The organism is Ammoniphilus resinae (assembly GCF_017873965.1).
GTDB classification, from domain to species: domain Bacteria; phylum Bacillota; class Bacilli; order Aneurinibacillales; family RAOX-1; genus Ammoniphilus_A; species Ammoniphilus_A resinae.
Genome location: NZ_JAGGKT010000013.1, coordinates 88,216 through 113,190, shown reverse-complemented (window position 1 = coordinate 113,190; position 24,975 = coordinate 88,216). Strand labels below are relative to the sequence as shown.

Genomic DNA, 24,975 nt, shown 5'->3' with positions numbered 1-24,975 from the left:
ACAAGGGGTTGCCCTTTATTTTTGGAAGTACTCTGCGATGTCCGCAGCAAATTGAATAAATGCTTTGATTAGTTCCAAAGATTGAAAAGCCATAAGAGGCAATGCCAAAATATACAAAAGTATATCAGCAATAATTTCGTTTATCCCCATTTGATCATCCCCTACTATTATTCATAATTCGGAAATTTTCTCGGACAATGGGGTTCAGCAATTTTGTCATCTCTTTTCAATTGTTTAAACCAAATGAAGATGGGATTCTTCCGATGTTTGATTGGGGATCGAAGCCAATTAATGTTGATGTTCGTGGTGATGATGGACGTGTTTAAGTGAACGGAAAATGTAGGTGTATTTCTAACAGTGAGGAGTTGAATCGTAATGGCAAAGGTGGATAATCCAATGATGAAGAAAAGAAGGGCAAGATAAGAGTCCCATTCAAATAGGAGAAATACATTCAACTCCAAAATGAACCACCCCCAGCCAATGAGTTTATATTTACTATAAATATGTGAAGATAGCTAAAAGGATTCCAAAAACGGGAGGATACAAAAAATAGCGGAGGTTTTCCGCTATTTTAATTTAGAGCCCCTTTTTCTTTCAACTTTGCAAAGTACACACATGTGCGTTCCCCATCATAAAGCATATTTTCTTCTTCTTGCCACTCAACGTCTTCGCCAAGATAGGTCTGGATGATTTCTTTAAGCATGCGGCTATGCATGGAGCAGACGAGTTCTGAGTGTTTTTCAGCTTGTTGACGGAACGGGCAATTATAAACTTCTAAGGAAATTTGGTTGTCCGTTTGATCTATTTCAGGATTTAAGTTTTGAGATTCTAAGAAATTTTGCAGGCTATCCAACAATCGTGGATCCTCTCTACCGTTGAGGTGATCCTTTTTCATCTGTTCTGTCGCTTGCTTTGTGGCGATCTTGGCACCAATTTCTTGAAAGGCTTCTTTTCCGATATCACCTAGATCGGCAATACTGGAGAGGACGATATCCTCATAAACATTCGCTTTTTTAACAGGGAATTGTATTGAAACCTCTTCCGATGAAATACAGTAAGTACGTGAAGGTCTGCCGGCCCGTCCTTCTTTCTCCTGTGTGGTTGACCTAATTAAATGGGCAGCTTCCAATTTCGTCAAGTGTGAACGGGCAACATTGGGATGGATGGAAAATTCCTCAGCTACATCATTTACAGTCACTTCTTTTTTAATGTTATACAAATATTGATAAATTCCGTTACGGGTAAAATCCCCCATGGCAGTATAGACCTTGTACATATCCATAAATAACCCTCCTCGTTAAATCAACTGCATGCAATATCACTTATTTACTATTCTAACGTGAATAATTATAGTAAAGTGTGACGGTCATCACTATTCGAAAAAAATGCGGGGCAGGTGAGTTGGGAAATTGGAAAAAGAATTATTTGCGGCTTTGGAAACTTTGCTTGTACAATGGCGTCGTAATCAACAAACACATATTCTAGAAGGGGCTGAAGATCAAGCAACTTTGTTGGAGCATCAGTTTTATTTATTTATTGAGGTTTTTAAAGAATGGTTTCGTACCATTGAAAAACCTGCTGATTTAGACGAAGGGTTGCAGGATTCTGTGATTAAATGTTTAGTTGAAAAACTTCCTGAACCCCTCTATCTACCTTTTGAATTGGAACTGGACCTTCTTATCGACGGTGTAGAACAAGAAAATGATGAGAAATACGATTAGTATTTTTAGCAGGGACGGGGATAGAGTAAATATGCCTTTAGTATGGTACAATGTAGAAGAGATTCTTTCCGAGAATCTCTATTTTTATAGGTCAGGAGGAGAAAAATCATGGGATTAGAAACAAAATTTTGCAAGCGGATGAATCCGGGTAAGGGGGCTATCTACGATGAGCCGTAGTATCCATCATCCACTTCGTAATAGCTTGGTTAAGCAGCTTACATTTATTGATGAGAAGCGTGTGGAATTACATGACTTATATAAGGCCAATGCGCCAAACCAGGAAAGAAATCATCCGTTTTTTGATGTTTATGTAGACGAAGTTGAAAAGTTTTTAGTTGAAATTGATCAACAAGCTGATTCATCTTTGCCGAAAGTGTTTATTGGCAGCAAAGTATCCGTTGTATTTGAAGAGGATAATTTTGAAGATCAGTTTACTATTGGTTTTCCTGAGCAAAGCGATCCTGATCGTGGATATATATCCGTTCTATCTCCGTTGGGTAGACAGTTATTGTTGCGTTCTCTTGACGAAGTTGTTCCGGTGAGCACCCCCAACGGTGAAACAAGGGTCACTATTCGAAGAATAGATTTTAAGGATTATGAATAAACGGTGTAGGTATTATCGCATCATATCACAACGGTTATTTGGACCTATTTAATTGGTTCGATGGACCCATTCGAGTTTTGTCGATTTTTCTGTAAGATTATAATATGTAATATACACACAAATCGTACGATAATGGCAAAGCCACTGAAAAGTGGTGACGCAAAGCTAAAGGGGCTTAGCTGATAGGAATCAGAATGCCAGCCAGCTGCCGAATACAAGATTAAGACCGCCTCCGTCGTTTTGTGTGGAAGATTAGGGGGGATTTCTATGTCATTTATTCAGAAACTTAAATATCAATGGCACTGTTACTGGTACTGCCATCATGAACAGTTGCTCAGGGACTGTCTGGATGATGGATTAAAAGTGAAGATTACCAATCGAATTGTTTATCATCGACAAAAGATGTTTTCCGTTTAAGAAAAAGGATAGAATAAAAAGCCTTTTGCACAATTATTGGTCTGTGCGAAGGCTTTTTTCTATGTCTGAAAAACAAACAACCCGCCTGTATCTGAGTATTGATAATAGTTTATTACAAAAGCATTGACCGTATTATCTGAATTAAAATATAATTTAGCATATAGTGAACCGGTTTACTATCCTGGTTTTGTTAATATTAAATACTTTTATGATTTTTCCCAGTCATATAGGGTGGAACGGTACACTATGCAGAAACCTACATAAATAAGAGTGGGAAATGGAGGGGTTAAAATGCAAACCATTCGTCTAGAAGACATTCAGGGGACGGTATTTCCTACCGGTCGAAGAACGCGAGTAATGATTGGGGCGGATAGTCCTGTTCAGGCTGACAACTTTGTTATGGGGTACGTGGAACTCGAGCCGAACGGTACCGTTCCGATGCATTCTCATGAAAATGAGGAGGTTTATTTTATTGCCGAGGGAGAAGGCTCCATGATCATTGGGGAAGAGAAACAGAAAGTGACGAAAGGAACAGCAATCTATATTCCCTCGAATGTAAAGCATGAACTAATCAACGACTCTACAGCGAAGATGGTGATGATGTTTGTTTATTCACCAGCTGGGGTGGTTTCCCATTGGGCCGAGGAATTGAAGAATAAATAGCTCTAAAAGACAACTACATTGTTTGTGAAAGTAAGTCAACACGACGCGGAGCGCAAGCGACAGATGAAGGAGTCAGGGGAATGAGGAGAAAACCAACCATTCAAGATGTCGCTAATCTTGCCAGGGTATCGAAATCAACGGTATCCAAATTTCTAAACGATGTACCTTATGTATCACGTGAAACTAGAAAAAAAATAGAGCAGGCTATTCAAACGCTAGACTTTCGCCCGAACACATTCGCAAGAGGCCTGGTGAACCATACATCGGGACTTATTGGCCTGGTAATCTCAGGGGTTGATGTCTTAGTTAATGTGGAATTAATCAAGGCGATCGAGCTCGAAGCAGGAAAGCATGGTTACCATGTTGTATTGGTTAGCACTAATGATGATTATTCATTGGAAAAAGAAATTCCACAAATCTTAAGCGAAAAGTTTCATTATCTTGATGGAGTCATTTTGGCTAATGCGCGGGAAGGAATGGACCTGGAACTTTTAAGGGAGACGTTCGAACATGTGGTGATGGTGCATCGATATATCCCGAATGATGTGGTGGATTTCGTAACAATCGACGGTTACATCGGCGGGAAACTTGCTGCCGAATATTTGATTGGCTTAGGGCATAAAAAATTGGGGATGATTGCTGGACCAGCAGTGATCTATCAGTCCCGGGATCGCCTCGAGGGATTTAAGGATACCTTGAAGGAATATGGACTTCTAGAAGACAGTGTCATAATTGAAAGTGGTTATAGTGTTGAAGAAGGCTTTCAAGCTGCTGAAATGATCATGTTTGATTATAAAGATGTGACTGCCATCTTTGCTAGCTCAGACATGATTGCCCTAGGGGTACTTGATGCCGCCCGGTTATTCCGGTGGAAAATTCCTGAAGACCTATCCGTTATTGGCTTTGACAATATGGCCTTCTCAAGATTAGCTCGAGTACCGTTGACTACGGTCGACGGACGGATTAAGGAAATGGGGCAGATGGCCGTTCGAAAATTGATGGAGCGGATTAAAAGGGAAAGAAAAGAACGTGAGCAAGCATTTTTAAGACCTTCATTAATTGTCAGAGAGTCATGTCGAGAATTTACTTGAAAAGGATGATACAGATATGTTACACGGTGTTAAAGTTTTGAGTTTCACCCACTTTTTACAAGGTCCATCTGCCGTTCAGTTTTTAGCTGACTTAGGGGCTGACGTCATTAAAATTGAATCACCTAAAGGGGCTTACGAAAGGTTCTGGTCGGGGGCAGAAGCCTATCTCAATGGGGAAAGTGTATTTTATCTCATGGCGGGTAGGAACCAACGCAGTTTATCGCTTGATCTTCGTTCTGAAAAAGGCAAGGAAATCGTTCAAAAGCTTGTTGCAGATGCTGACGTCATCGTGGAAAATTTTCGCCCAGGGGTCATGGATCGCCTCGGCTTGGGCTATGAGGAGATCGCTAAGGTGAACCCAGGCATTGTCTATTGCTCCTGTTCCGGTTTTGGTTCCACAGGACCCTACCGGGATAAACCAGGTCAAGATTTGCTCATTCAGGCGATGAGTGGACTTGCTATGCTGAGTGGAAGGAAGAACGATCCGCCGACCCTTGTAGGAACCGCGGTGGTTGATCAACATGCTGCTGTATTGGCCGTTGTTGGAGTCCTAGCTGCCCTGTTTGAAAAGCAAAAAACAGGAATTGGAAAAAAGGTAGAAAGCAATCTTCTAAGTGCTGCACTTGATATGCAAATTGAGCCGCTCAATTACTATTTGAATGGGGCCAAGCTTTATGATCGGAGTGAAACGGGTATTTCTTCCAAGTTTCATCAAGCACCCTATGGAGTGTTTCAAACTTCCGACGGATATATTTGCGTATCCCTCACACCCACAGATAAATTAGCTCAGGCTTTTGATGATCCAAGCTTTAATAATTGGACACGTGATGATCAGTTTAATCGTCGAGAAGAAGTGAATGCAAAAGTTGCAGATCATATAAAGAGACAAACTACATCTTATTGGTTCGGAAAATTTGAACAGTTGGAAATTTGGTATGCTCCTGTAAATTCATATGAAGACATTGAAAAAGATCCACAGGTGGAATGGAATCAATCCATTATGTCCTTCCAACATCCGGTCGCGGGAAAGGTACGGTTGCTTGCCCATCCAATTAAGTACAATGGGGAAACCTTAAAGATCCGCAAGCTTCCGCCAAATCTCGGTGAGCACACGGAAGAGATTCTACTTGGATTGGGCTACACATCGGAAGATATTGAAAATCTAGCTAAACAAGGTTTTATTAAGAAGCAGTAGGGGGAACAGACATGACGATTGGAATAGGCGTAGTGGGATGTGGCACCATTTCCAAAGCACATTTTACAGCGATAAAAAGAATTCCACAGGTTAAATTGGTGGGAATTACCTCCAAGGATTTGCCAAAAGCAAAAAGGGCTGCTGAAGAATATCAATGTAAAGTTTATCAAAGTGTTTCTGAATTGCTGCTGGATCCTGAAATACATATGGTTACTTATCTGACACCTCCTGGAGTGCACCAAGAGTTAATCATTCCGACACTAGAAAGCGGAAAGCATATCCTTGTTGAAAAACCCATTGGGACCGATATCGGAAAAATTAAAGTGTTTCTCCAAAAAGCCAAGGAATCAGACAGGGTATTATCCTGTATCTCCCAGCATCGCTTTGACCCTGCTTCGCAAGTTGTTCTAGCGAAGTTGAACCAGGGCGTATTAGGGAAAATGACAGGGGCCAACTGCCTTGTGAACTGGTATCGCGAACAGAGCTACTACAATCCTTGGCGAAGCAGTAGAAGCCAAGCAGGTGGAGGAGTACTAGCGATACAGGCCTATCATACAATTGATCTTATGCTTTGGTACATGGGGGAAGTTGCCAGCGTGAAAGCCTATACTGACCGCATCGGGCATGAAGGGATTGATGTCGAGGATATCGCGATGGCTTGTATACGGTTTACAAATGGAACCCTCGGCGTAATCAGTGCGACAACCAGTGCTTATCCTGGGTACTCGGCAAAGTTGGATATTTTTGGGACCCAAGGCTCCGTGACCATCGAGGGTGACGAACTTACCTATTATCACTCCAGCATTGACCAAGAAAAAATCACAGCACAGGCGAAAGGAGAGAGCGTGGCTGATCCAAGTCAGGTATCGGTGGACTCTATCCTTGGTCAGTACCAGGATGTAATTAGAGCCATTGAAACAGGAACGCAGCCATTGGTGACAGGTGAAGAAGCAGGAAAGGTTTATGCTTTAATTGAAGCAATCTATGAGTCGTCAGCAACGGGGAAGGAAATTAAATTGAATTAGCGAGGAGTGGACTGGCTAAATGAGAAAGGTGATTGTTTGGCGATCACTGTTTTTCTTAAATGGTAGAGAGGTGAGAATCAGTGAATAAAATGAAAGTAGCTGAAATCGTCTCCCCAATGGCAATCGGATTTGCTGAAAGAGAGATTCCGGTTCCAGAAGGGGATCAGGTTTTAGTGAAAATTAGCTATGCAGGGATTTGCGGGACGGATTTGAAAATTTTTGATGGGTCAATCCCCTACTATAAACAAGGATTGTTGAAATATCCGATGATTCCGGGTCATGAATGGTCAGGGGTAGTGTCAGCGGTAGGGGATCAGGTCCTTGGATTTTCCCCAGGAGACCGTGTGACAGGTGAATGTCATATTGGCTGCGGCAAATGTAATGAATGTTTAAACGGGCGAACGAATATCTGCCAACGCCGAGTTCGGGTTGGAATTATTGGCCAGGATGGTGGATTTGCTCAGTATATACTCTTGCCGGAGAGAGCCATCCATTCTTTGCCTGAAGGGGTAACAGATAAGGAAGGAGCCCTTGTCGAGCCGTTAACGGTTGCCCTTCACGCCTTGGATAAGCTAGATACTTTAGCGGGTTCAAATGTTCTCGTATTTGGATTAGGTCCGATTGGTTTGTTAGTCTGTCAAGTGGCTAATGTACTTGGTGCGGCCAAAGTCATCGGAGTGGATATTGATGAAGGTCGAATTGCATTCGCGAGACGGTATGGCTGTGATTTTGTGACTTCTTCTACGAAAGAAGCATTGCGTCATGAGATAGAGGAGATCACCTTAGGACATGGGGTAGATGTGATCGTTGAGGCAGCTGGCGTTTCTTCTTTGTTTGGTCAAGCGATTGAACTCATTCGACCAGGGGGGCAAATCTCCCTGGTAGGCTTATACTCAGCTAATGTGCAGTGCGATGCAAATCAACTTATATCTAAAGATGTGAGGCTGCATGGAAATATGGCCAGTGCTCGGGTTTGGGACCGCGCCATCCGTTTAATTGAGTCCAAAAAGATCATTGTCCAGCCGTTAATCACCCAAGAATTTCTGTTTCAGGACATAAAGAAAGCGATGGAAACTGCCTACGATAAGTCTGAACCTTCAATTAAGATTATGATTAAATTCGGAGAATAGGAGGTGTAAGATTGCACCATAAAATTGTATTGCCAACTTCAGGTGGGAATTTACAGACTTATAGTCTGATTGGTATACCGATAAATGCGGAAACAGTTGACGGTTTTCGAAGTCGGAGTGTTTACGCGGCTGCACACGTGGTTTGTAATCCATTGGCGGATACGAATCCAACAGAAGCAGCAGAAATGGATTGGGATGCAACGCTTAGCTACAGACGCTACCTTTGGTCTTTAGGGTTGTCTGTAGCAGAAGCAATGGATACGGCCCAAAGGGGTATGGGGCTTAAATGGGAGGCTACTCAAGAGTTGATTCAGCGCTCATTGACAGAAGCCAAAGCTGTTGGTGGGGGAATTGCTTGTGGTGCGGGCACAGACCAACTTCCAACAAACGTCCATGTCACTTTGGAAACTGTAGAAAAAGCTTATATCGAGCAATGTGAGTTCATAGAAAAATACGATGGGGAAATTATATTGATGGCCAGCAGGGCCTTGACCGCATGTGCTAGGTCGGCCGATGATTATTACCAAATTTATGGAAAAATATTATCACAAGTCCAAAAACCGGTGATTCTTCACTGGCTAGGTGAAATGTTTGATCCTGCTCTGGCAGGGTATTGGGGGCATCGCGATTTGCAAGAAGCAAGAAAAGTCGTGTTGGAGATCATTGCCTCCCACCCAGAGAAGGTAAAAGGGATTAAGGTTTCTCTTCTCGATCAAGACTTCGAAATTACGATGCGCCGTATGCTCCCAAAAGGTGTTCGTATGTATACCGGAGATGATTTTAATTATCCAACGCTTATTCGTGGTGATGGGCAAGGGTACAGTGATGCACTGTTGGGAATCTTTGACCCGATTGCCCCTGCAGCGTCTGCTGCCATTCGGGCACTAGATCGTGGAGAGTTGGATGAATATGAACGATTACTAGCGCCGACGCTTCCTTTATCACGACATATATTCAAAGCACCTACCTACTTTTACAAGACTGGAGTGGTATTTATGGCTTACTTAAACGGTCATCAATCCCATTTTCGTATGGTTGGCGGGTTGGAAAATGCAAGATCCATTGTTCATTTATCTGAATTGTTTATGCTCGCTGATCAGGCAGGTCTGTTAAGAGATCCAGAAACAGCAGTGCACCGTATGAAGACATTTCTTTCTGTTGCCGGGATTAGTCAATAAAGAAAACTTCCATAAAAAAAAGGTGGGGTTTCCGATAACTACTTCTGATGGTTAGTTGCATATTATGAGAGATTATGAGGTTTCAAGATTTTTTGGTGATAGGGGACTGACAGTCCCCTTTAAAAGCCCGCGAGTCGTTTACAATACAGCATGCTCATTTGCCTAGTCTGCTGCAATAATTCTTCTTTTCCTGCTGAAGGGGCGATATAGGTGGTGGGCTTTTCACTGTTAATTTCAAGAAGCCACAATCTTTTTCTTTTATCGAGGGCTAAATCAAGGCCGAGGTTCCCATAATGGCTTCCATATTCCTCCATCGCTCTTGCTGCTTGGACGGAGAGGTAGGTCATCCACTCATTCCATGAAACAGCACCTTCATGCCCAAGTGCTAAGACTTTTTGTAGCGTTAATTTACCTGACTCCACATATCCGTCTGTACCGGTCATACTTTTCTTTTCTCCATATCTACCAAATATGCCTAGATTCGTCCACTCACCTTTCCCGTCTTTAACGAGAGAGAGGCGAAAATCAACATTTCTTCCCTTAATCGTGGGCAGATCGATGGCTTCTTGTATGAGATATTCATGGGGAGTAAGATGTTTTTGAAAAAAGGAAAAAAATTGTTTTCGATTACGCAGCAAAACTTGCTGACTTTGGTCTTTATTTTGGTATCGTACGGCTACGCCATTTCTCACCTTTTCAGCTTTTAACAGACACAATCCGGGATGAGCATGAACTGGTCGTATACAAACGATTTGATGCTTTTTTAACATCTGATGGATTTCCTTAGGCTCATTGTACAAAAGTGTATCTGGCAGATAGCCATGAATCAAGGGGTATTGCTGTAGCCATTGGTGCATTTCCCATTTATTAATAGTCGGGAAATTGAAAACCCGTTTACCAAGGATTCCATAGAAGTGTTTTAGAATGGAATGCAAATCATTTCGATGTTCAGGAAAATGCTCCTCCAGGATGGAGAACAGTGCCGTAGGATAGGCATAGGTGCCTTTCTCCCACCGTTTGGCGTAAGGATTGTAAAGAAACCCACGAATCAATCTGTCATTGGGGTTGACGCCTTCTAAAGAAAAGGCAAGAATGGCCCCTCCTAGCTGTTCATAGTTTTGGATGAAACTGGAAAGTATTTGGATATGATTATCTAAAAATGAATGTGTATGGCTAACAAGGATTCCAATATAGGGTCCAATGATTAATTTGGATTCTCGCCAGCGGATTTGATAACGAGGGAAACTAGGTAATTGAAGCTGTTCAAGGATTGACGTAGAGATGCGTAGGGTAGAATGATTCGATATTGCATCGGATTTCAGTTCCACTGGCACGCTCTTGGTGCCGAAGGTAAGAAGAAGTTGCTTGCGGTCTTGGATTCCCAGTCTTTCTGCATGCATAGATGGAAGACATAAGCGATTCATGGTTTCATTGTCTGAAAGGATTTCGAAAAAGTATTCCATCGTCACTCCCCCATAAATTCATTCTTTTTTTCGTCGAGTACTGAACCATTTAGGGCGAAGATAACGGTTATTGTGCTCTTAACTAATATATGAGAGAGGGACGAATTGGCTTGGGTGCCTGTGGGGTAAAGCAAAATTAAACGTTTGACCTAGAAAGAAAAATACCGCCTATTACCTAGTTCATCCAATGCGATTTCTACAATTTTCTTTTCAGCGCGCATAAAATCACATTCCTCTTGGGCAACGTGGGCAAGTTTCTGTCTTTTCGTTTGTATGGAATGCTTTAGTGTGAAAAGTGCATTGATAGAATGGGGGTAACCACTAGATAAGGGTGCTCCATTTATTACATATTTTTCTTCTACCTTTAGGGCATAAATAAGATCAACCATTTCTTCTGTTGTAAGTTCATTTTTGCAGTAGGCAAAGAATGCCTGTGTCAGGTGCTCATAGTGATCTGTATGGACAACATAACTGCTGTTCCCGTCGACCTCCCGTTTAAGCAGCCCCATGGACGTGAGAATAATTTGTAATACTAATTTGATTTCATTTTCCAGGAATTCATATTCTACATCAAATACTTTTTTGAATTGGTTTTGCTTATGAAATAAGAAATTCCCCACTTCTAACAATTGGACCATAGATGTCGTTTTCATATAGTTCCCCCAATCATTTGTTGATAGTGGTTTAAAGATAAAGAAGGTAAGTGGTAAGCATATATAAAATTCGTTTTTATACTTAACCTTATGAGGGTTGTGGAAATAATAACCATTTTATCGTAATTGAAATATCAACAAGAAAAGAATCGATGATTCTGCTTTCGACAATGAAAAGATAGATAAAAGTGGAATTTTTCACCTTACGGGTAATTTGATTCGTCTCTAATAGAATAAAAATTAATTAAAAATGGAACTTCAAAGGGATTTAAAACGTAGAACCCTGTAGGAAAGAGTGTGCCACCTTAGCCATTCAACTGAAATGAAAAGGAAGGTAGATAGCGATGTTCAAGAAATTCATGGCCAAACTAGGGGTTGGCTCAGCTGTCATTGATTTTGTTTTACCGAAGCAGGAGTATGTCTTGGGGGAGAGGGTTGAAGGAGAATTTAGGGTAAAGGGAGGAGCGGTCGATCAGGAAATCAATAAAGTTTCTTTAGACCTCAACTTGAAAATCCATCTTAAAGGTAAAGAATTTACACAGCTTGTTGCCTCTATTCCGGTTCATTCGTCTTTTATAATTCGGGCGGGGGAAAGAAAAGTGATTCCGTTTACATATGAACTACCTTTCGATCTTCTGATATCTGGGGGAACGGTAGCGTATTTCTTCTCCACTAGAATGGATATTGCTGGAGGGGTTGATGATTTAGATAAGGATTTCATTCAAATCGTGCCGCCTGCAAGATTTAATCAGCTTGTCCAAGCACTGGGGATGCTTGGATTCCGTGAAAAAATGGATTCTCGAAAATTTGACGGCTACAGCCAAGAATTTGCATTTTCTCCTACCAATTATCTGAGGGATCAGCTCAATGAATTGGAATTTATTGCAGCCATTGAGGAAACAGGGATTCGCTTATTGCTTGAATTAGATTTAAGGTCTGCATTTGGCTTTGGGGAGAGGGAATTGAAAAGGGAAGTGTTCTTCATGAATGAAGAACTTGATGACATGGAGAAAACATCAAGCAAAATGAAAAGTGTCATTGAAGAAATGATCCGAAATCCTCAAGATTACCCAGCATCGAAATACACACCATATCAAGGAGGCGTGCAATCTGGCCACCGTGGCCGTCACGGCGGTGGGTTGGCCGGAGCAATGGGCGGATTTGCTGCAGGAATGTTAGGTGGAATGCTGCTCGATGATTTGCTGTTCGGTGGCGATGAAATGGAGGCAGCTGACGGTGGGGATGATGGGGATGATGGAGGAGGATTTGACTTTTTCGGTGGTGACGATTTCTAAAGGATAGCGGAAAATTTTTCCGCTATCCTTTCATATTTTAATGGATTGTGGAACAATATGGTAAGATTATACATGAATTATGTCTGATACAGGTAAAGGAGCAATTGATATGGGAAAAAGAGAGGCATTCTGGTTGATAATTTGTGGTTTGTTGATTTTGCTTGCTTACATCATTCCTTATACCATTTTAACGGATGTTGCTAAATGGTATGGAAGTTTTCTACTCTGGGTTCTGTTAGGTTTTGTAATTATTCTTTTCAATATAATCTTCACAAAGGATTGGAGGTCTTAATTTGGCTAACCACTTGATTTGGTGGGGATTTGCGATCTACACGGTACTGTCCCTATTTGTTGCCTACTTATCCCGGAGTGGAAAAGAAATGACGATGTCAGGATATTTTCTTGGCAACCGAAAAATGAACGGTTTCGTTTCTGCCCTCAGCTATAGCGCCACTACATATAGTGCCTTTATGATGGTTGGATTGTCTGGTTTAACATATAAAGGCGGGGTCGGTGCCCTTGGATTTGAAATGATCTATTTTGCTGGGGTGAGTCTAGTTGCTTTTTTTGGACCGAGGTTTTGGTTAGCAGGTAAAAAGTACGGGTATGTTACACCCTCAGAAATGCTTGGTGACCGTTATGATAATAAACTAGTAGCTGTTGTGATCTCTGTTTCTAGCTGTATTTTTCTTATTCCATATAGTGCAGTGCAATTAGCGGGTGTAGGGTATTTAGTTGAGGGAATGACCAATGGAGGGATTTCCTTTACAACAGGGGTTATTTTAGCTATGATTCTAGCCATTGTTTTCTCTTTCATTGCAGGAATTCGTTCAGTTATGTGGACAGATTCTTTACAAGCCTTATTGATGATTATTGCGTCCACTACAGTGGTTATATTAGTCATACAAGGTTTAGGCGGGTTTGGAGAATTTTTTGGGAACCTAGAAAAAAATCATTCCGAATCCTTAACCGTACCAGGTAATGGATTTTGGAGTATCACTACCTTTTTATCCATGACCATACCTTGGGTCTTTTTTAGTTTGTCAAATCCTCAAGTCAGTCAACGCTTGTTCATGCCAAGTTCACCCAAAAGTTTAAGAGGAATGCTAATGGGATTCCTCGTTTTCGGGTTTATTTATACTCTTGTGTCAGTCTTATGGGGATTCTCCGCTTTAAGCATATTCCCCGGGTTGGATAATCCAGATATCGCGACACCAAGTTTATTAGCCTCAAAATTTGTGCCACCAGTCCTTGGGATTATAGTCATGGTGGCCATTATTGCAGCGGCAATCTCTACTATCGATTCGATCCTTTTGACACTTGGATCACTTTTTGCCCGGGATGTTTATGGGAATCTGAAACAAAATGTTGATGAAAAGCGACAATTAGCCATCGGGAAAATCATCATGCCAATCATCGCCATTTTAGCTTTTGTTTTCGCGGAAATGCAACTGAATCTGATCGGTGTCTTATCTGTTGCCTCTTCTGCAGGATTAACAGTGGCGATACCAGCGATTATCGGGTGCTTCTTTTGGAAAAAAGGGACGCCTGCTGGCGTGATTTCAAGTGTGATTGTTGGGGGCGCGCTAGTACTTATTTTGGAATTTACAAAGTACAAGCCCTTAGGTTTAGGATCAGGGATATGGGGATTGATCATTTCGGGCATTCTATTTATCACAATTAGCCTAATAACAAAGCCTCCAACCCAAAAAGCAGAGGAATTTATGGGTTACATCAAAAGGGAAATGAAAACTCAGTTTACGAAGTAAACTTTTAAACTGCGCTGGGCGCACTAAAACAGAACAGACTGCTGAATTAAAGCAGTCTGTTTGGTTAATACTATTTTAATTCAGAATAAAACTTATCTAGGTCATCAAGCAACAAATTTGCAGCTTTAACTCCACCTGCGGTGTTCCAAATGACATCATTTACTTTAAAGGTTTTACTATTTTTGACTACATTTAGATTCTCAAATAGGGGATCATTAATCCATTCTTCTTCTTGATTGGTTGCTCCACCATCACCTGTTTCATAGGTAAAGTAGAACATCAGGTCACCTTCCATTTCGGGAATGCGTTCCTTCGTAATTTCATCAGCAAAGGCTTCTTTATTCTGAGTTTCCGGTCGGGAAATACCAATTTGTTTGAAAATCACCCCAGAGAAAGTATCGTTATAATAGATGCGAGTTTTTCCTGGCATAAAACGAACGACCGAAACTTGAAGATTAAGCTTATCGGCATATTTTTCCTTGAACGCAGAAATTCGCTGGTCAAAATTTTCAATAACCTTCTTGCCTTCCTCTTCTTTACCTAGGGCTTTTGCATAGAACTCAAAATTTGTTTTCCATTCGCCTCTTAGGGTTTCAGAAAATACAGTGGGGGCAATGGCAGATAATTGTTGATAGACTTTCTCTTGGCGCATTTTATTGCCAATAATGAGGTCAGGATTAAGTGCAGCAATGGCTTCCAAATTAACTTGGCTTTCTTTTCCTACATCGGTTACCCCGTCCATATCTGCTTTGATGTGGTCATACCATGGTTCTCCTATCCAGGATTGAACGGCACCCACCGGCTTTACCCCCAGTGCAAGAAGGGCTTCAGTCCCTTCATTAGTGAGGATCACTACTCTTTCCGGGGTTCCTTTGAGTTCTGTTTTCCCCATGGCATGTTCAATAACTCGAGCTTCAGTCGGTGTTTCACTTTTCGCCTTTTGTTCCTCTTTTGGTTGTTCATTGCTTTGTTGTTGGCTGCCACATCCTACTAAGAGAAAAGCGAAAGTAAGCAAAACAGAAATAAGGAAAAATAAAGATCTTTTGTAATATGTATTTAAACGCATGGTCCCCCTCCTTTTGATAATGATTTTCATTAACAATAATAATATAATCCAGATGCATCTATTGTCAATAACTTTATTGACAATAATTATCATTATCTATTAGACTGTTATTAGAATTACGATAATGGGCAAGGGAGAGGGACTTTCCAATGACATTTCTATTTTCAACACGAATTTTAAAAATAATAGGGATTTTAATTGGAGTGTTCCTGCTTATTTTTTCTGGAATTTCTAGTATTCTCTTTGGATTAACAGATATTAGCTGGGAGATGGTGCTCCATGCGTACACAAACTTTGATGGTTCTAATGAGCAGCTAATTATTAAGACCTCCCGTGTACCGCGAATGCTTGTTGCCATCGCAGTGGGTGTAAGTTCAGCGATTGCTGGAGCACTTATGCAGGCTTTATCCAGGAATCCTTTGGCAGCACCCGATATTTTTGGATTAAATGCAGGGGCCAGTTTTTTTATTGTTTTTTCAGTTGCCTTTTTAGGAACCTCCTCATTATCCAGTTTTATCTGGATTGCCTTCCTAGGCGCTGGCATTTCCGCTTTGGCTATTTACCTTTTAGGATCTGTAGGAAGAAATGGACTGACTCCAATGAAATTAACGCTGGCAGGTGCATCTATAGCTGCACTATTTTCCTCTTTGACAAAAGGGATCTTGACCCTGAATGAAAAAGCCCTCGATGAGGTTCTGTTCTGGTTGGCTGGGTCAGTAGAAGGGAGGAAACTGGAAATGCTTTTTCCTGTTTTGCCTTTTATGATTTTTGCGTGGCTAGCTTCTTTTTTTATGGCTAAACAAGTCAATACGCTTGCTATGGGGGAAGACGTTGCTAAGGGACTAGGGCAACGAACTATATGGGTTAAGACAATTACTTGGATGCTAATAGTCTTGCTTGCGGGAAGTTCTGTGGCGGTTGCTGGTCCGATTGGGTTTATTGGAATCGTCATCCCACATATAGCACGTGCAATGGTGGGGATTGACCATCGTTGGATTATTCCTTATTGCGCCATCCTGGGGGCAATTTTATTACTGCTGGCCGATATAGGTGCTCGTTTTGTTATTATGCCCAAGGAAGTTCCCGTGGGTGTGATGACTGCTCTGGTTGGGACACCGTTTTTCATCTATATTGCACGCAAGGGGTTTTCGAAATCATGAGCAAATACCAACCGTTCCGTTTTAAAAAATTACCAATTTCTTTCCTTCTTGATGTTAAAGCGCTAATCATATTTGCTATTCTTTCTACTATTACGCTAATCGTAATGATATTGAGTATTGGAATGGGAGAGATGAATATTCATCCTCTGGATGTTATTCGGGCTTTATTTGGCGCGGGGGAGAAGATGCATACCGTTGTTATTCAGACTTTTCGCGTTCCAAGAATTATTATTGGCTTTATCGTGGGCGCTTCACTTGCAATTTCGGGAGCTATTATGCAAGGAGTGATTCGCAATCCTTTAGCTTCCCCTGATATCATCGGAATTACGGCAGGCGCAGGGGCTGCCGTCGTTACCTTTTTAACTGTTTTCCTAGATGTGAAAGATAATTCGTTAACAGTCAGCATGGGGTGGCTCCCTGTAGTAGCTTTCATTGGTGCAACGGTCATGGCCTTGCTAATCTATGGGTTAGCTTGGAATAAAGGGGTGTCACCAATTCGGCTTGTTTTGGTGGGGGTAGGGCTAGATGCCGCCATGCATGCTGTAATTACGGTGATGATGATTTTTGGTCCTTTAATTCTCGCGACTCAAGAGAAAATTTGGCTCACAGGGAGTGTCTATGGTTCGACCTGGGAGAATGTGTGGACGCTATTGCCTTGGTTTTGCTTTTTTCTGCCTTTTATCTTTGTCATTGCTCGAAATTTGAATATCCAGGAGTTAGGGGATGATTTGTCAAAAGGGGCGGGCACCGCTGTTCAGCGTCAACGGTTAATTTTAATGCTTGTTAGTACAGCTTTAGCTGGCGGGGCAGTTGCCTTTGCTGGGGGTATTGGATTTGTCGGGCTCCTGGCACCACATCTGGCCAGACAATTGGTCGGTTCAGCATTTGGAGCCTTGCTGCCAGTATCCGGTCTTATCGGGGGGCTTATCGTTTTATTGGCAGATCTTATTGCACGGACTGCTCTTTCACCACTAGATATACCAGCGGGAGTTTTCACAGCTTCAATTGGTGCCCCTTATTTTATTTATTTACTTTATAAAAATCGAAATATGTGAGAAGGGAGGAAGCATAATGCCTGCATTGGAAACAAAGTCCCTTATTTTGTCATACGGAAATGACATTATTATTGACCAGTTGAATTTAGTGATTCCTAAGGGGAAGATAACGGTTTTTATTGGAAGTAATGGGTGTGGGAAGTCGACTTTACTCCGATCCCTTGCTAGGTTGTTAAAGCCGCAGAGTGGTTCTATCCTTTTAAACGGTTATGAAATGAGTAAACATCCTACCAAGGAAATTGCCAAAAAGTTGGCTATCTTGCCCCAAGGACCCACTGCTCCGGAAGGATTAACCGTTCTACAACTCGTTAAACAGGGGAGATATCCTCATCAGAACTGGCTGAAACAATGGTCTAAAGAAGATGAACAGATGGTTTATCATGCTTTGGAGGCTACGAAAATGAAAAGTTTGGCGGAGCGTCCTGTCGATTCTTTATCCGGGGGTCAACGGCAAAGAGCATGGATCGCGATGACACTTGCTCAAGGCACCGATACGATTCTCTTGGATGAGCCGACTACTTATCTGGATATGTCCCATCAAGTGGAAATTCTTGATTTATTATTTGATCTGAATAGAACAGAAAAACGGACCATTGTAATGGTTCTTCACGATTTGAATTTGGCTTGCCGGTATGCAGATCAAATTGTAGCGGTACAGAACAAATCCATCATTGCACAGGGGAAACCGGAGGATATTGTAAGTAAGGAGATGATTCGCGCTGTTTTTGGAATGGAATGCGAGATCACAGTCGATCCATTGTTTGGCACACCCTTATGCATTCCGTATGGAAAGGGAAGATATGTGAAGGATTGAATTTAATCCATAAATGCGGCACCCTCTGTTATACTTTGCACGAGACGTATCTTTGATCAGAAATACGTCTTTTTATATCTGAAAATTACTACACGCCAATATCCCAAAAACAATTGACAACGATTCTCAACCTCATTTATTATAATTACATTGAAAACGTTTATCATTAGCAACGTGAATATGATGGAAATAGGGAGTGAGAAATATTGTCAAAAAGTTGGAAAAAGAGCGGGGTAAGTGCTATTTTAGCTGCAAGTTTAGCGACAGGTATCATAGGGTGCTCGCAGGAAGAAACGTTGAAACAGGAAGGCGCAGATGCCAAGCAGGGAGTAGCTACTGGGACAACAGAGCAAAACGTGTCTGTTATTGACTATACTTTTGATACAGCAGGCAACATGCTTGCTTATGCAGAGTTTGAATTGTCGGGCGAGCCGATGGTGGAAGGGTTAGGTCTGGATTTGGATGTCCTGGATGTTACGAAATTGGATCAACCAACCAAATTTGATTATACTGCAGGGGTTGAGTCCTACGAATATTCTGAGGAGGCGATGTATGAGGTCGTTGAAAAGTCGGGACTTGGTTTACATTTGGTGAAGGGGCCGACAATTAATAAGCTTGCGAAAGAATCCGGGAAAAGCGCAAATGAGGTTCTCGCCAATCGTTTTATTCAGTTAGCTGAGTCAGTAGGGTATCCGCAGGAAGAGATCTTTCAAAATATGTATCCGACATTTATCGAGTACCAATCGGCAGATCCGCACTACATTCAACCTGTAGACACTTCTAAATTTACGGATGGGGAGAACGGGGCTTACATACCAAAGTACCAATTGGATTATGCCAGTTTGCGATGGGATCGAAATAAAATGGATAAAATCCTAACGCCGTCCGCTTATGGGGCGACTTTTTTAAAGCAAGCGCTTTGGGCAGGAGATTTCCTCGGGGGCATGCATACAGTAGATACGGATGAAGAATTAGAAGCACAAAACGCGACAGATGATAAGGATCCAAATATTGTGCTTGGCGTGAGTAGCGCGGATGGGATGCAAGGTATGATTTTGACAGAGGAGATTTGGAATAAATTAAATTTTATCCGTAATCATTTATTTTATAATCCTACGTCAGGAAAGTTAGAAGCAGCAAAAGGAAGCGGGTATGATCCGAGCGAGGGACTCAGTTATCTGCCACATGCTATCAAGGTGACAGAGGATGGTGAGGCGGATTTTATTGGCGCGAAGACACTTGAAGTAACGGATGCTAGAAGTCTACTTCAAGATCAATGGTTAATGCTCTGGCCTGCAGCTGAGTTTTATGGAACAACAGACCAGCGTTCGGCAAATCCAAATACGAATCCGGCTTTTCGGGCAGTATTTGATGGGGCTCCATTCCCGGATGCACCGGCACAAAATCTTGATCAAGAGGCAGGGAATGATATCGCGTCAGACGATCCGTTTACTGTAAACCGTGATGTTCTGCTGCAGGTGTTCCGCAACTTAGAGGCAATGCATTGGAACGCGAAAGAAGGAATATTTGTTTCTGAACATGATGGGAAAGAGCAAGGTGACTATTTGGATACATTCCAGGCGGGATATACGATGGAAGCCCTTCGTATGTTTCAGCGGGCTATCGATGGTTTACCTGTCGGTTATGCAAATGGGGATGATGCGAAAGGTTTGAGTACAAAAGAAGGCCAGTTGGCTATCGAGATGATCCGAAAACAAGCAGATTTTATGATGGAAAATATGATCGGTACAGATGGTTTGATTGCAAATGGCTGGACCGTAGGAAAGGGGAAAGAAGCATCTACTCCAGAATTTAAAGCGCAGTTAGGTGCAATTCGCGGTTTGACAGCCGCCTTCTTGGCAACAAAGGATGAAAAATACCGGGATGCAGCTAGAACAATATATACAGCGGTTGATGAAAAACTATGGGATCCGGCTATGAAAGCATACAAAACAAAGGGAAACGACACTTTCCAATATGATGCCTTCACTGCTGGTGCAGTATCAGGGGTTTTCCGTTCGGCCATCAATTCGTTACGTAATGTAAATGGAGATCAAAACAAACCTGAAGCACTGGATAGAAAGACGATCATCTCCCGCTATGTTGATTTTTATGATCAGGTCATTGACGGACCTTCACTTGATCAGGGGATGCAAGCCAGTGAGTTTTGGGATACAGGAGATGTGTATATCGAAGGGGATCAAACGGGGAATACAGATCAGGACAATGTACCACAGATCCAGGCAGGACATGGTGAATATGGAATTGCCCCGGTCCTTGTACCAGTTGAAGTGAAGAAATAGGTGAGCAAGATGAAACACACCAAGGAAAATAGAAAATTTCTGTTTTGGGGCGTTGTATTGGTTCTTCTGATCCTAGCAGGTTGTGGAAAGGACGCAGTGAATCAACGGGTTATGAGGAATACCCCGGCGAACAGTGCTAATATTTTAATCAACCGGACAGGGAGTACCCTTTATACGGCGAACATGGATGTCAACACGGTTTCCCTCATCGACGTTCAGCAAAAGAAAGTAATTGCGGAAATTCCGGTTGGCAGAGAACCAGGGCAAATCGCGTTAAGCCCCGATGAAAAACAACTTTATGTTTCTTATATGCTGGACAATGAAGTTGCTGTTATTGATCTGGAAAAGCAAGAGGTGGTCCAAAAGATTAAAGTTGGAATAGAGCCCTATGGACTGTTAACGAGTATAGATGGAGCGAAATTGTATGTAGTAAACTATCGTTCTAGCACGGTATCAATCATTGACTTGGAGACATTCGAAGTACTCAAATCGATTTCGGTGGAGCAAGGGCCTCGCGGGCTTAGCATGACGGCCGATGGAGGAAAGCTCTATATCACCCATTACTTGACCGGTAAACTTAGTATATGGGATACCAAACAAGATCAGGTGACCAAAGTCGTCTCATTGGCCCCTTCCCCGGATCAGAAAGATCGAAAAAAAAGCCAAGGGATTGCCAATACTTTAGAGCAGATTACTCTTTCTCCGGATGGGAAGACAGCTTGGATCGCCCATTTACTGAGCAATATTGATACCCCTATTCAGTTTGAAGAGACCATATTCCCTGCCTTTTCTGTCATTGATACAGAAAAGGATGAAGAGCTAAAGGAGCAACGGAAAGAATTGTTTGAAGAGATTAATCTGGGTGACGTGAAAAACGAAACGATCATTGTTTCGAATCCCTATGATCTTGTTTTTTCTCCGGACGGAACAAAAGCTTATGCTGTGATGGGGGGAAGCGAAGATTTGCTCGTTTTTGATCTGGCACGAGGGGGAAATGCTACGCAAATCCTGAGAAGAATACCTGGCGATAACCCTCGAGGCATTGCCATATCTCCCGATGGCAACGAGCTCTTCATCCACAACGCGATGAGTCACGATCTAGCATTTATACAAACCAATGCTGATGATCCATATGGAGAAGTAACGCTTGATGCGGATAATTTGAAGCTGGTTGCAAAAGATCCGCTGCCACCCTTGGTACGAAAAGGGAAGACGATCTTTAATAGCGCAAATAGTGATGAGTACCCGATCACAGGGAATAACTGGATGAGTTGTGTTTCTTGTCACAGTGATGGTCAGGTTAATGGTTTAACTTTTACAACTCCGAAAGGGCCACGAAATATACCAAGCAATGTGCTTACAACAAAAGCAGGACTTTTCATGTGGGATGGTAGCCGTGATGACTTTACCGATTATCTTATTACGGTTCAAGATGAGATGGGTGGAATGATGGATACAGATCCTGCCCAGCCATTGCCCAAAGAACAGCAGGAGATCTACGATGCCCTGCTCGCCTACCTCGATGATCCGAATTCCTTCCCGGTTCCCAAGAGCCCATACCACCAGGCAAATGGGAGCTTGACCACGAAAGCGGAAGAAGGAAAACAGATTTTTGAAGGAAAAGCAGGTTGTATCCAGTGTCATGCTGGGGAATTCTTTACCGATAGTGTAAAAGCAGTGGACGGATCGGGAAATCTGACGACTGCAAACACAAACTATCTGTATGATGTTGGAACAACCAGCCCGCTTGACAAAGGAACAAAAGGTGATGCACGGGCGCATTATAAAAATCCCCGAAAGCCTCATTTGTTTGATACTCCTACCTTACGTGGGGTATGGGCAACAGCACCCTATTTACACGATGGAAGTGCAGCAACAATTTATGATGTATTAGTGACAAGAAACCCGGAAAATAAGCATGGTAATGTTTCTTCTCTATCGAAAGAGGAGCTTGACGCACTTGTGGAATATGTCAATTCGATTGAATAGAAGGATAAAAGAAAGGGACGGGGGAGACCTCAGTCCCTTTTTTCTGTAGAAAACCTAGAATGCATTCATGAGAATGAAAAAGGTAAACCAATTACGCGGGGAGAAATATATAGAACAACTTAAAAAATTTCATCTAAATTTCACTAAGCACAACTAAATTATAACTATTGATATGCTATGGCTATGAAGTTTCTACTGATACGATTACAGAGATATAAAATAATAGGAGTATAATATCTTTCTAAAACGGAGTGCATGTGTATGAATATTTTATTGGCTGAAGATGATATTCGACTGGGTGAGCTCACTGCTCACTTATTAAAAAAGAAGGGTGGATATAACGTAGAGTGGCTGACTGAAGGAAATGAAGTTTTCAGTTATGCTACAGTATCTCATTACGACATCCTCGTTCTCGATTGGATGCTGCCGGGAGAAGAAGGAGTTAGTATATGTCGTCGGCTTCGCGAACATGGGTATTCGGGTGCTATTATTATGTTAACTGCTAAAGATGCCCTTCAAGACCGGATTGTTGGATTAGATGCGGGTGCCGATGACTATTTGGTTAAACCGTTTGAAGTAGATGAGCTTTTGGCAAGAATCAGGGCATTATCTCGGCGAAACTTTGCTCCTATGCAGGAAGAAATCGTTCAAATCAAACATATTTCTATAAACCTGATAAACCGTACTGTCTTTAACGGAGAAGATGAAATCCAGTTAACCCCTCGAGAATACCAATTATTAGATTTATTCATTCGGAATAAAGGGCAAGTTTTATCAAGAGACATTATTTTTGACCGGATCTGGGGTTATGAAGCGGATGTATCGATGAAAACCATTGATGCTACCGTAAAACTTCTTCGAAAAAAATTAAATTTGAGCAGTGAAAATGACATTATTCAAAGTGTTCGAGGGGTGGGATACAAGCTTGAACTTTAATTGGTTACCCCGTTTCCGAAATTGGAAAGCAGATCTGTTTATTCACACTCAAACCCGATTAACCTTTCTGTATAGCATAACGATCATGATCTTCCTTACCCTTTTTGTAGCGATCGTTTACTTTCTTGTGGATACCGTTATTTCCTTTGATCAAGAGAGGCGATTACAATCGATCACCGATCAAGAAATGAAGGTTCTTGGACAGGCATTGATTGATCATACATTGAGCCAGGAAGAATTAGAGAATCTCAATACAATTAGAGAAAGTGGCAATCAATTTTTTTATTATATAGTTGATCCGCAAGGACAAGTCCTTTTTGGAGATGCATTTATCCCCCGTTTACAACCTAAACTTTTACATCAAATCGAGGGATGGATTCCCAGTTCGCATGAAATTCGTTATGGAACAGTAAAGATTCCTCCTCCGCGACGGGGACCCGACCTTGGATCACCTAGTGGGCGTGTGATCGAATTGATGATAACTGGCAGAGCGATTTATCAGGGGAATCAATTAGTAGGAATGTTTTATACTGGGAAAGATGTTTCGTTTATTAATCAACTTCTGGAACAATTACTCACTATATTGGTAATACTAGGTATCTTGTTTTTAGGGGTAGCGTTGTGGCTTAGTTATTTCATGTCAAAAAGAGCTATGATCCCCATACGAAAATCGTTTGACCGCCAACGTGAGTTTGTAGCTGATGCTTCCCATGAGTTGAGAACCCCCCTTAGCATTTTAAACTCCTCACTGGATGTTGTAGAAATGGAAGATGGCGATCAACTCTCGGATTATTCACGAAAAGTATTGCGTAATATGAAAGATGAAGTCAAACGGATGACCCATTTAGTAAGTGATTTGTTAACCTTGGCAAGATCGGATTCAGGAGTGCCTGAACTGAAGCTAGATAGTTTTGACTTGGTTCCGTCCGCCATACAATTGGTTGGTTCTGCCCAAACGCTTGCGAATTCAAAGGAAATCAAGTTGAACTTACAGACTCCGGAATCTCTGATTGTTAACGGAGATCATGATAGATTAAAACAGTTAATTTATATCCTGTTGGATAATGCGATTAAATACACCCCAAGTGGCGGAGAAGTAGATCTAACCCTTACCAAGGAACAGATCGAAAAACAATCAGCTTTACACATCACAGTGAAGGACACCGGGTTAGGCATCCCGGAAGAAGATCAGGAGCGGATTTTTGACCGCTTTTATCGAGTCGATAAAAATAGATCAAGACAGATGGGAGGAACCGGTTTAGGATTGGCAATTGCAAAGTGGATAGTAAACGCCCATCATGGAACGATTGAGGTTTCAAGCATACCAGGGGAAGGTAGCACCTTTTCCGTTAACATTCCCGTATATGATGTAGAGGAGGTGTAGCCACTTGGGTACACCCTTTTTCTTATCCATAATTCAACTTTTACTGTCTGGCAACGCAAGTAAG

Annotated in this window: 24 protein-coding genes and 1 riboswitch; of the genes, 18 read left to right on the top strand and 6 right to left on the bottom strand. The window is 41.9% G+C overall.

The genetic code is table 11. The features are described from left to right. Positions 1-15 precede the first annotated feature (15 nt). The 3 genes from J2Z37_RS25890 to J2Z37_RS18770 form a co-directional block, all read right to left on the bottom strand. Entirely contained in the window at positions 16-150 is a 135-nt protein-coding gene (locus tag J2Z37_RS25890; protein WP_280922238.1) for a hypothetical protein, read from the bottom strand. A 17-nt stretch (positions 151-167) separates the two neighbouring features. After that, the gene (locus J2Z37_RS18775; RefSeq protein WP_209811834.1) at positions 168-461 is read right to left on the bottom strand and encodes a hypothetical protein; all 294 of its coding nucleotides are present in this window, start codon (positions 459-461) and stop codon (positions 168-170) included. A 110-nt stretch (positions 462-571) separates the two neighbouring features. Next, complete coding sequence (locus J2Z37_RS18770) at positions 572-1,282, bottom strand: helix-turn-helix transcriptional regulator (protein WP_209811833.1); 711 nt, start codon at positions 1,280-1,282, stop codon at positions 572-574. Positions 1,283-1,409: 127 nt separating this feature from the next. On the opposite strand from J2Z37_RS18770, the gene J2Z37_RS18765 reads away from it, so the two are divergent. From J2Z37_RS18765 to J2Z37_RS18725, 9 genes are all read left to right on the top strand, one after another. Then, the gene (locus tag J2Z37_RS18765) at positions 1,410-1,721 is read left to right on the top strand and encodes a hypothetical protein (RefSeq protein ID WP_209811832.1); all 312 of its coding nucleotides are present in this window, start codon (positions 1,410-1,412) and stop codon (positions 1,719-1,721) included. A 166-nt stretch (positions 1,722-1,887) separates the two neighbouring features. Beyond that, on the top strand, positions 1,888-2,325 hold the full coding sequence (locus tag J2Z37_RS18760; RefSeq protein WP_209811831.1) for a GreA/GreB family elongation factor: 438 nt from the start codon (positions 1,888-1,890) through the stop codon (positions 2,323-2,325). A 124-nt stretch (positions 2,326-2,449) separates the two neighbouring features. Continuing rightward, a riboswitch (cyclic di-GMP riboswitch) is annotated at positions 2,450-2,538 on the top strand. Between the two features lie 54 nt (positions 2,539-2,592). Further along, positions 2,593-2,742, top strand: coding sequence for a hypothetical protein (locus tag J2Z37_RS18755; protein WP_209811830.1), 150 nt, complete (start codon positions 2,593-2,595; stop codon positions 2,740-2,742). Between the two features lie 291 nt (positions 2,743-3,033). After that, the gene (locus J2Z37_RS18750; protein WP_209811829.1) at positions 3,034-3,405 is read left to right on the top strand and encodes a dimethylsulfonioproprionate lyase family protein; all 372 of its coding nucleotides are present in this window, start codon (positions 3,034-3,036) and stop codon (positions 3,403-3,405) included. A gap of 80 nt (positions 3,406-3,485) precedes the next feature. Beyond that, positions 3,486-4,496 (top strand): LacI family DNA-binding transcriptional regulator, encoded by a 1,011-nt coding sequence (locus J2Z37_RS18745; protein WP_209811828.1) that lies wholly within the window; start codon positions 3,486-3,488, stop codon positions 4,494-4,496. After that, positions 4,465-5,691, top strand: coding sequence for a CaiB/BaiF CoA transferase family protein (locus tag J2Z37_RS18740; protein ID WP_209811827.1), 1,227 nt, complete (start codon positions 4,465-4,467; stop codon positions 5,689-5,691). The genes J2Z37_RS18745 and J2Z37_RS18740 overlap by 32 nt, the downstream gene beginning before the upstream one ends. 11 nt (positions 5,692-5,702) lie before the next feature. Then, a complete protein-coding gene (locus J2Z37_RS18735; protein WP_209811826.1) occupies positions 5,703-6,716 on the top strand; it encodes a Gfo/Idh/MocA family protein in 1,014 nt (337 codons plus the stop codon). Between the two features lie 89 nt (positions 6,717-6,805). Then, on the top strand, positions 6,806-7,846 hold the full coding sequence (locus J2Z37_RS18730) for a zinc-dependent alcohol dehydrogenase (RefSeq protein ID WP_245203945.1): 1,041 nt from the start codon (positions 6,806-6,808) through the stop codon (positions 7,844-7,846). Between the two features lie 11 nt (positions 7,847-7,857). Then, a complete protein-coding gene (locus tag J2Z37_RS18725; RefSeq protein WP_209811824.1) occupies positions 7,858-9,024 on the top strand; it encodes a dihydrodipicolinate synthase family protein in 1,167 nt (388 codons plus the stop codon). Positions 9,025-9,143: 119 nt separating this feature from the next. Here the strand turns inward: J2Z37_RS18725 and J2Z37_RS18720 are convergent, their stop codons facing one another. Together J2Z37_RS18720 and J2Z37_RS18715 are read right to left on the bottom strand one after the other, a co-directional pair. After that, positions 9,144-10,487, bottom strand: a complete 1,344-nt coding sequence (locus J2Z37_RS18720; protein ID WP_209811823.1) for a YheC/YheD family endospore coat-associated protein — start codon at positions 10,485-10,487, stop codon at positions 9,144-9,146. Between the two features lie 149 nt (positions 10,488-10,636). Next, positions 10,637-11,140, bottom strand: a complete 504-nt coding sequence (locus tag J2Z37_RS18715; protein ID WP_209811822.1) for a hypothetical protein — start codon at positions 11,138-11,140, stop codon at positions 10,637-10,639. Between the two features lie 344 nt (positions 11,141-11,484). On the opposite strand from J2Z37_RS18715, the gene J2Z37_RS18710 reads away from it, so the two are divergent. Both J2Z37_RS18710 and J2Z37_RS18705 read left to right on the top strand, forming a co-directional pair. Beyond that, on the top strand, positions 11,485-12,435 hold the full coding sequence (locus J2Z37_RS18710) for a sporulation protein (protein ID WP_209811821.1): 951 nt from the start codon (positions 11,485-11,487) through the stop codon (positions 12,433-12,435). A 293-nt stretch (positions 12,436-12,728) separates the two neighbouring features. Beyond that, the gene (locus tag J2Z37_RS18705) at positions 12,729-14,204 is read left to right on the top strand and encodes a sodium:solute symporter family protein (protein WP_209811820.1); all 1,476 of its coding nucleotides are present in this window, start codon (positions 12,729-12,731) and stop codon (positions 14,202-14,204) included. Between the two features lie 70 nt (positions 14,205-14,274). On the opposite strand, the gene J2Z37_RS18700 is transcribed toward J2Z37_RS18705, so the two are convergent. Then, the gene (locus tag J2Z37_RS18700; RefSeq protein WP_209811819.1) at positions 14,275-15,270 is read right to left on the bottom strand and encodes an ABC transporter substrate-binding protein; all 996 of its coding nucleotides are present in this window, start codon (positions 15,268-15,270) and stop codon (positions 14,275-14,277) included. Positions 15,271-15,419: 149 nt separating this feature from the next. Between J2Z37_RS18700 and J2Z37_RS18695 the strand changes: the two genes are divergently transcribed. From J2Z37_RS18695 to J2Z37_RS18665, 7 genes are all read left to right on the top strand, one after another. Next, entirely contained in the window at positions 15,420-16,430 is a 1,011-nt protein-coding gene (locus tag J2Z37_RS18695; protein WP_209811818.1) for a FecCD family ABC transporter permease, read from the top strand. Then, a complete protein-coding gene (locus J2Z37_RS18690; RefSeq protein WP_209811817.1) occupies positions 16,427-17,485 on the top strand; it encodes a FecCD family ABC transporter permease in 1,059 nt (352 codons plus the stop codon). Before J2Z37_RS18695 ends, J2Z37_RS18690 begins: the two co-directional genes overlap by 4 nt. Positions 17,486-17,501: 16 nt before the next feature. Next, positions 17,502-18,299: an ABC transporter ATP-binding protein gene (locus J2Z37_RS18685; RefSeq protein WP_209811816.1), complete on the top strand. Its 798-nt coding sequence runs from the start codon at positions 17,502-17,504 to the stop codon at positions 18,297-18,299. Positions 18,300-18,502: 203 nt separating this feature from the next. Next, positions 18,503-20,602: a hypothetical protein gene (locus J2Z37_RS18680; RefSeq protein WP_425340340.1), complete on the top strand. Its 2,100-nt coding sequence runs from the start codon at positions 18,503-18,505 to the stop codon at positions 20,600-20,602. A 9-nt stretch (positions 20,603-20,611) separates the two neighbouring features. Then, the gene (locus J2Z37_RS18675; RefSeq protein WP_209811814.1) at positions 20,612-22,591 is read left to right on the top strand and encodes a YVTN family beta-propeller repeat protein; all 1,980 of its coding nucleotides are present in this window, start codon (positions 20,612-20,614) and stop codon (positions 22,589-22,591) included. A 261-nt stretch (positions 22,592-22,852) separates the two neighbouring features. Beyond that, positions 22,853-23,527 carry a response regulator transcription factor gene (locus J2Z37_RS18670; protein ID WP_209811813.1) on the top strand — a complete coding sequence of 225 codons (675 nt, stop codon included), beginning with the start codon at positions 22,853-22,855 and terminating at the stop codon, positions 23,525-23,527. Continuing rightward, entirely contained in the window at positions 23,517-24,911 is a 1,395-nt protein-coding gene (locus tag J2Z37_RS18665; RefSeq protein ID WP_245203930.1) for a sensor histidine kinase, read from the top strand. Before J2Z37_RS18670 ends, J2Z37_RS18665 begins: the two co-directional genes overlap by 11 nt. Positions 24,912-24,975 lie beyond the last annotated feature (64 nt).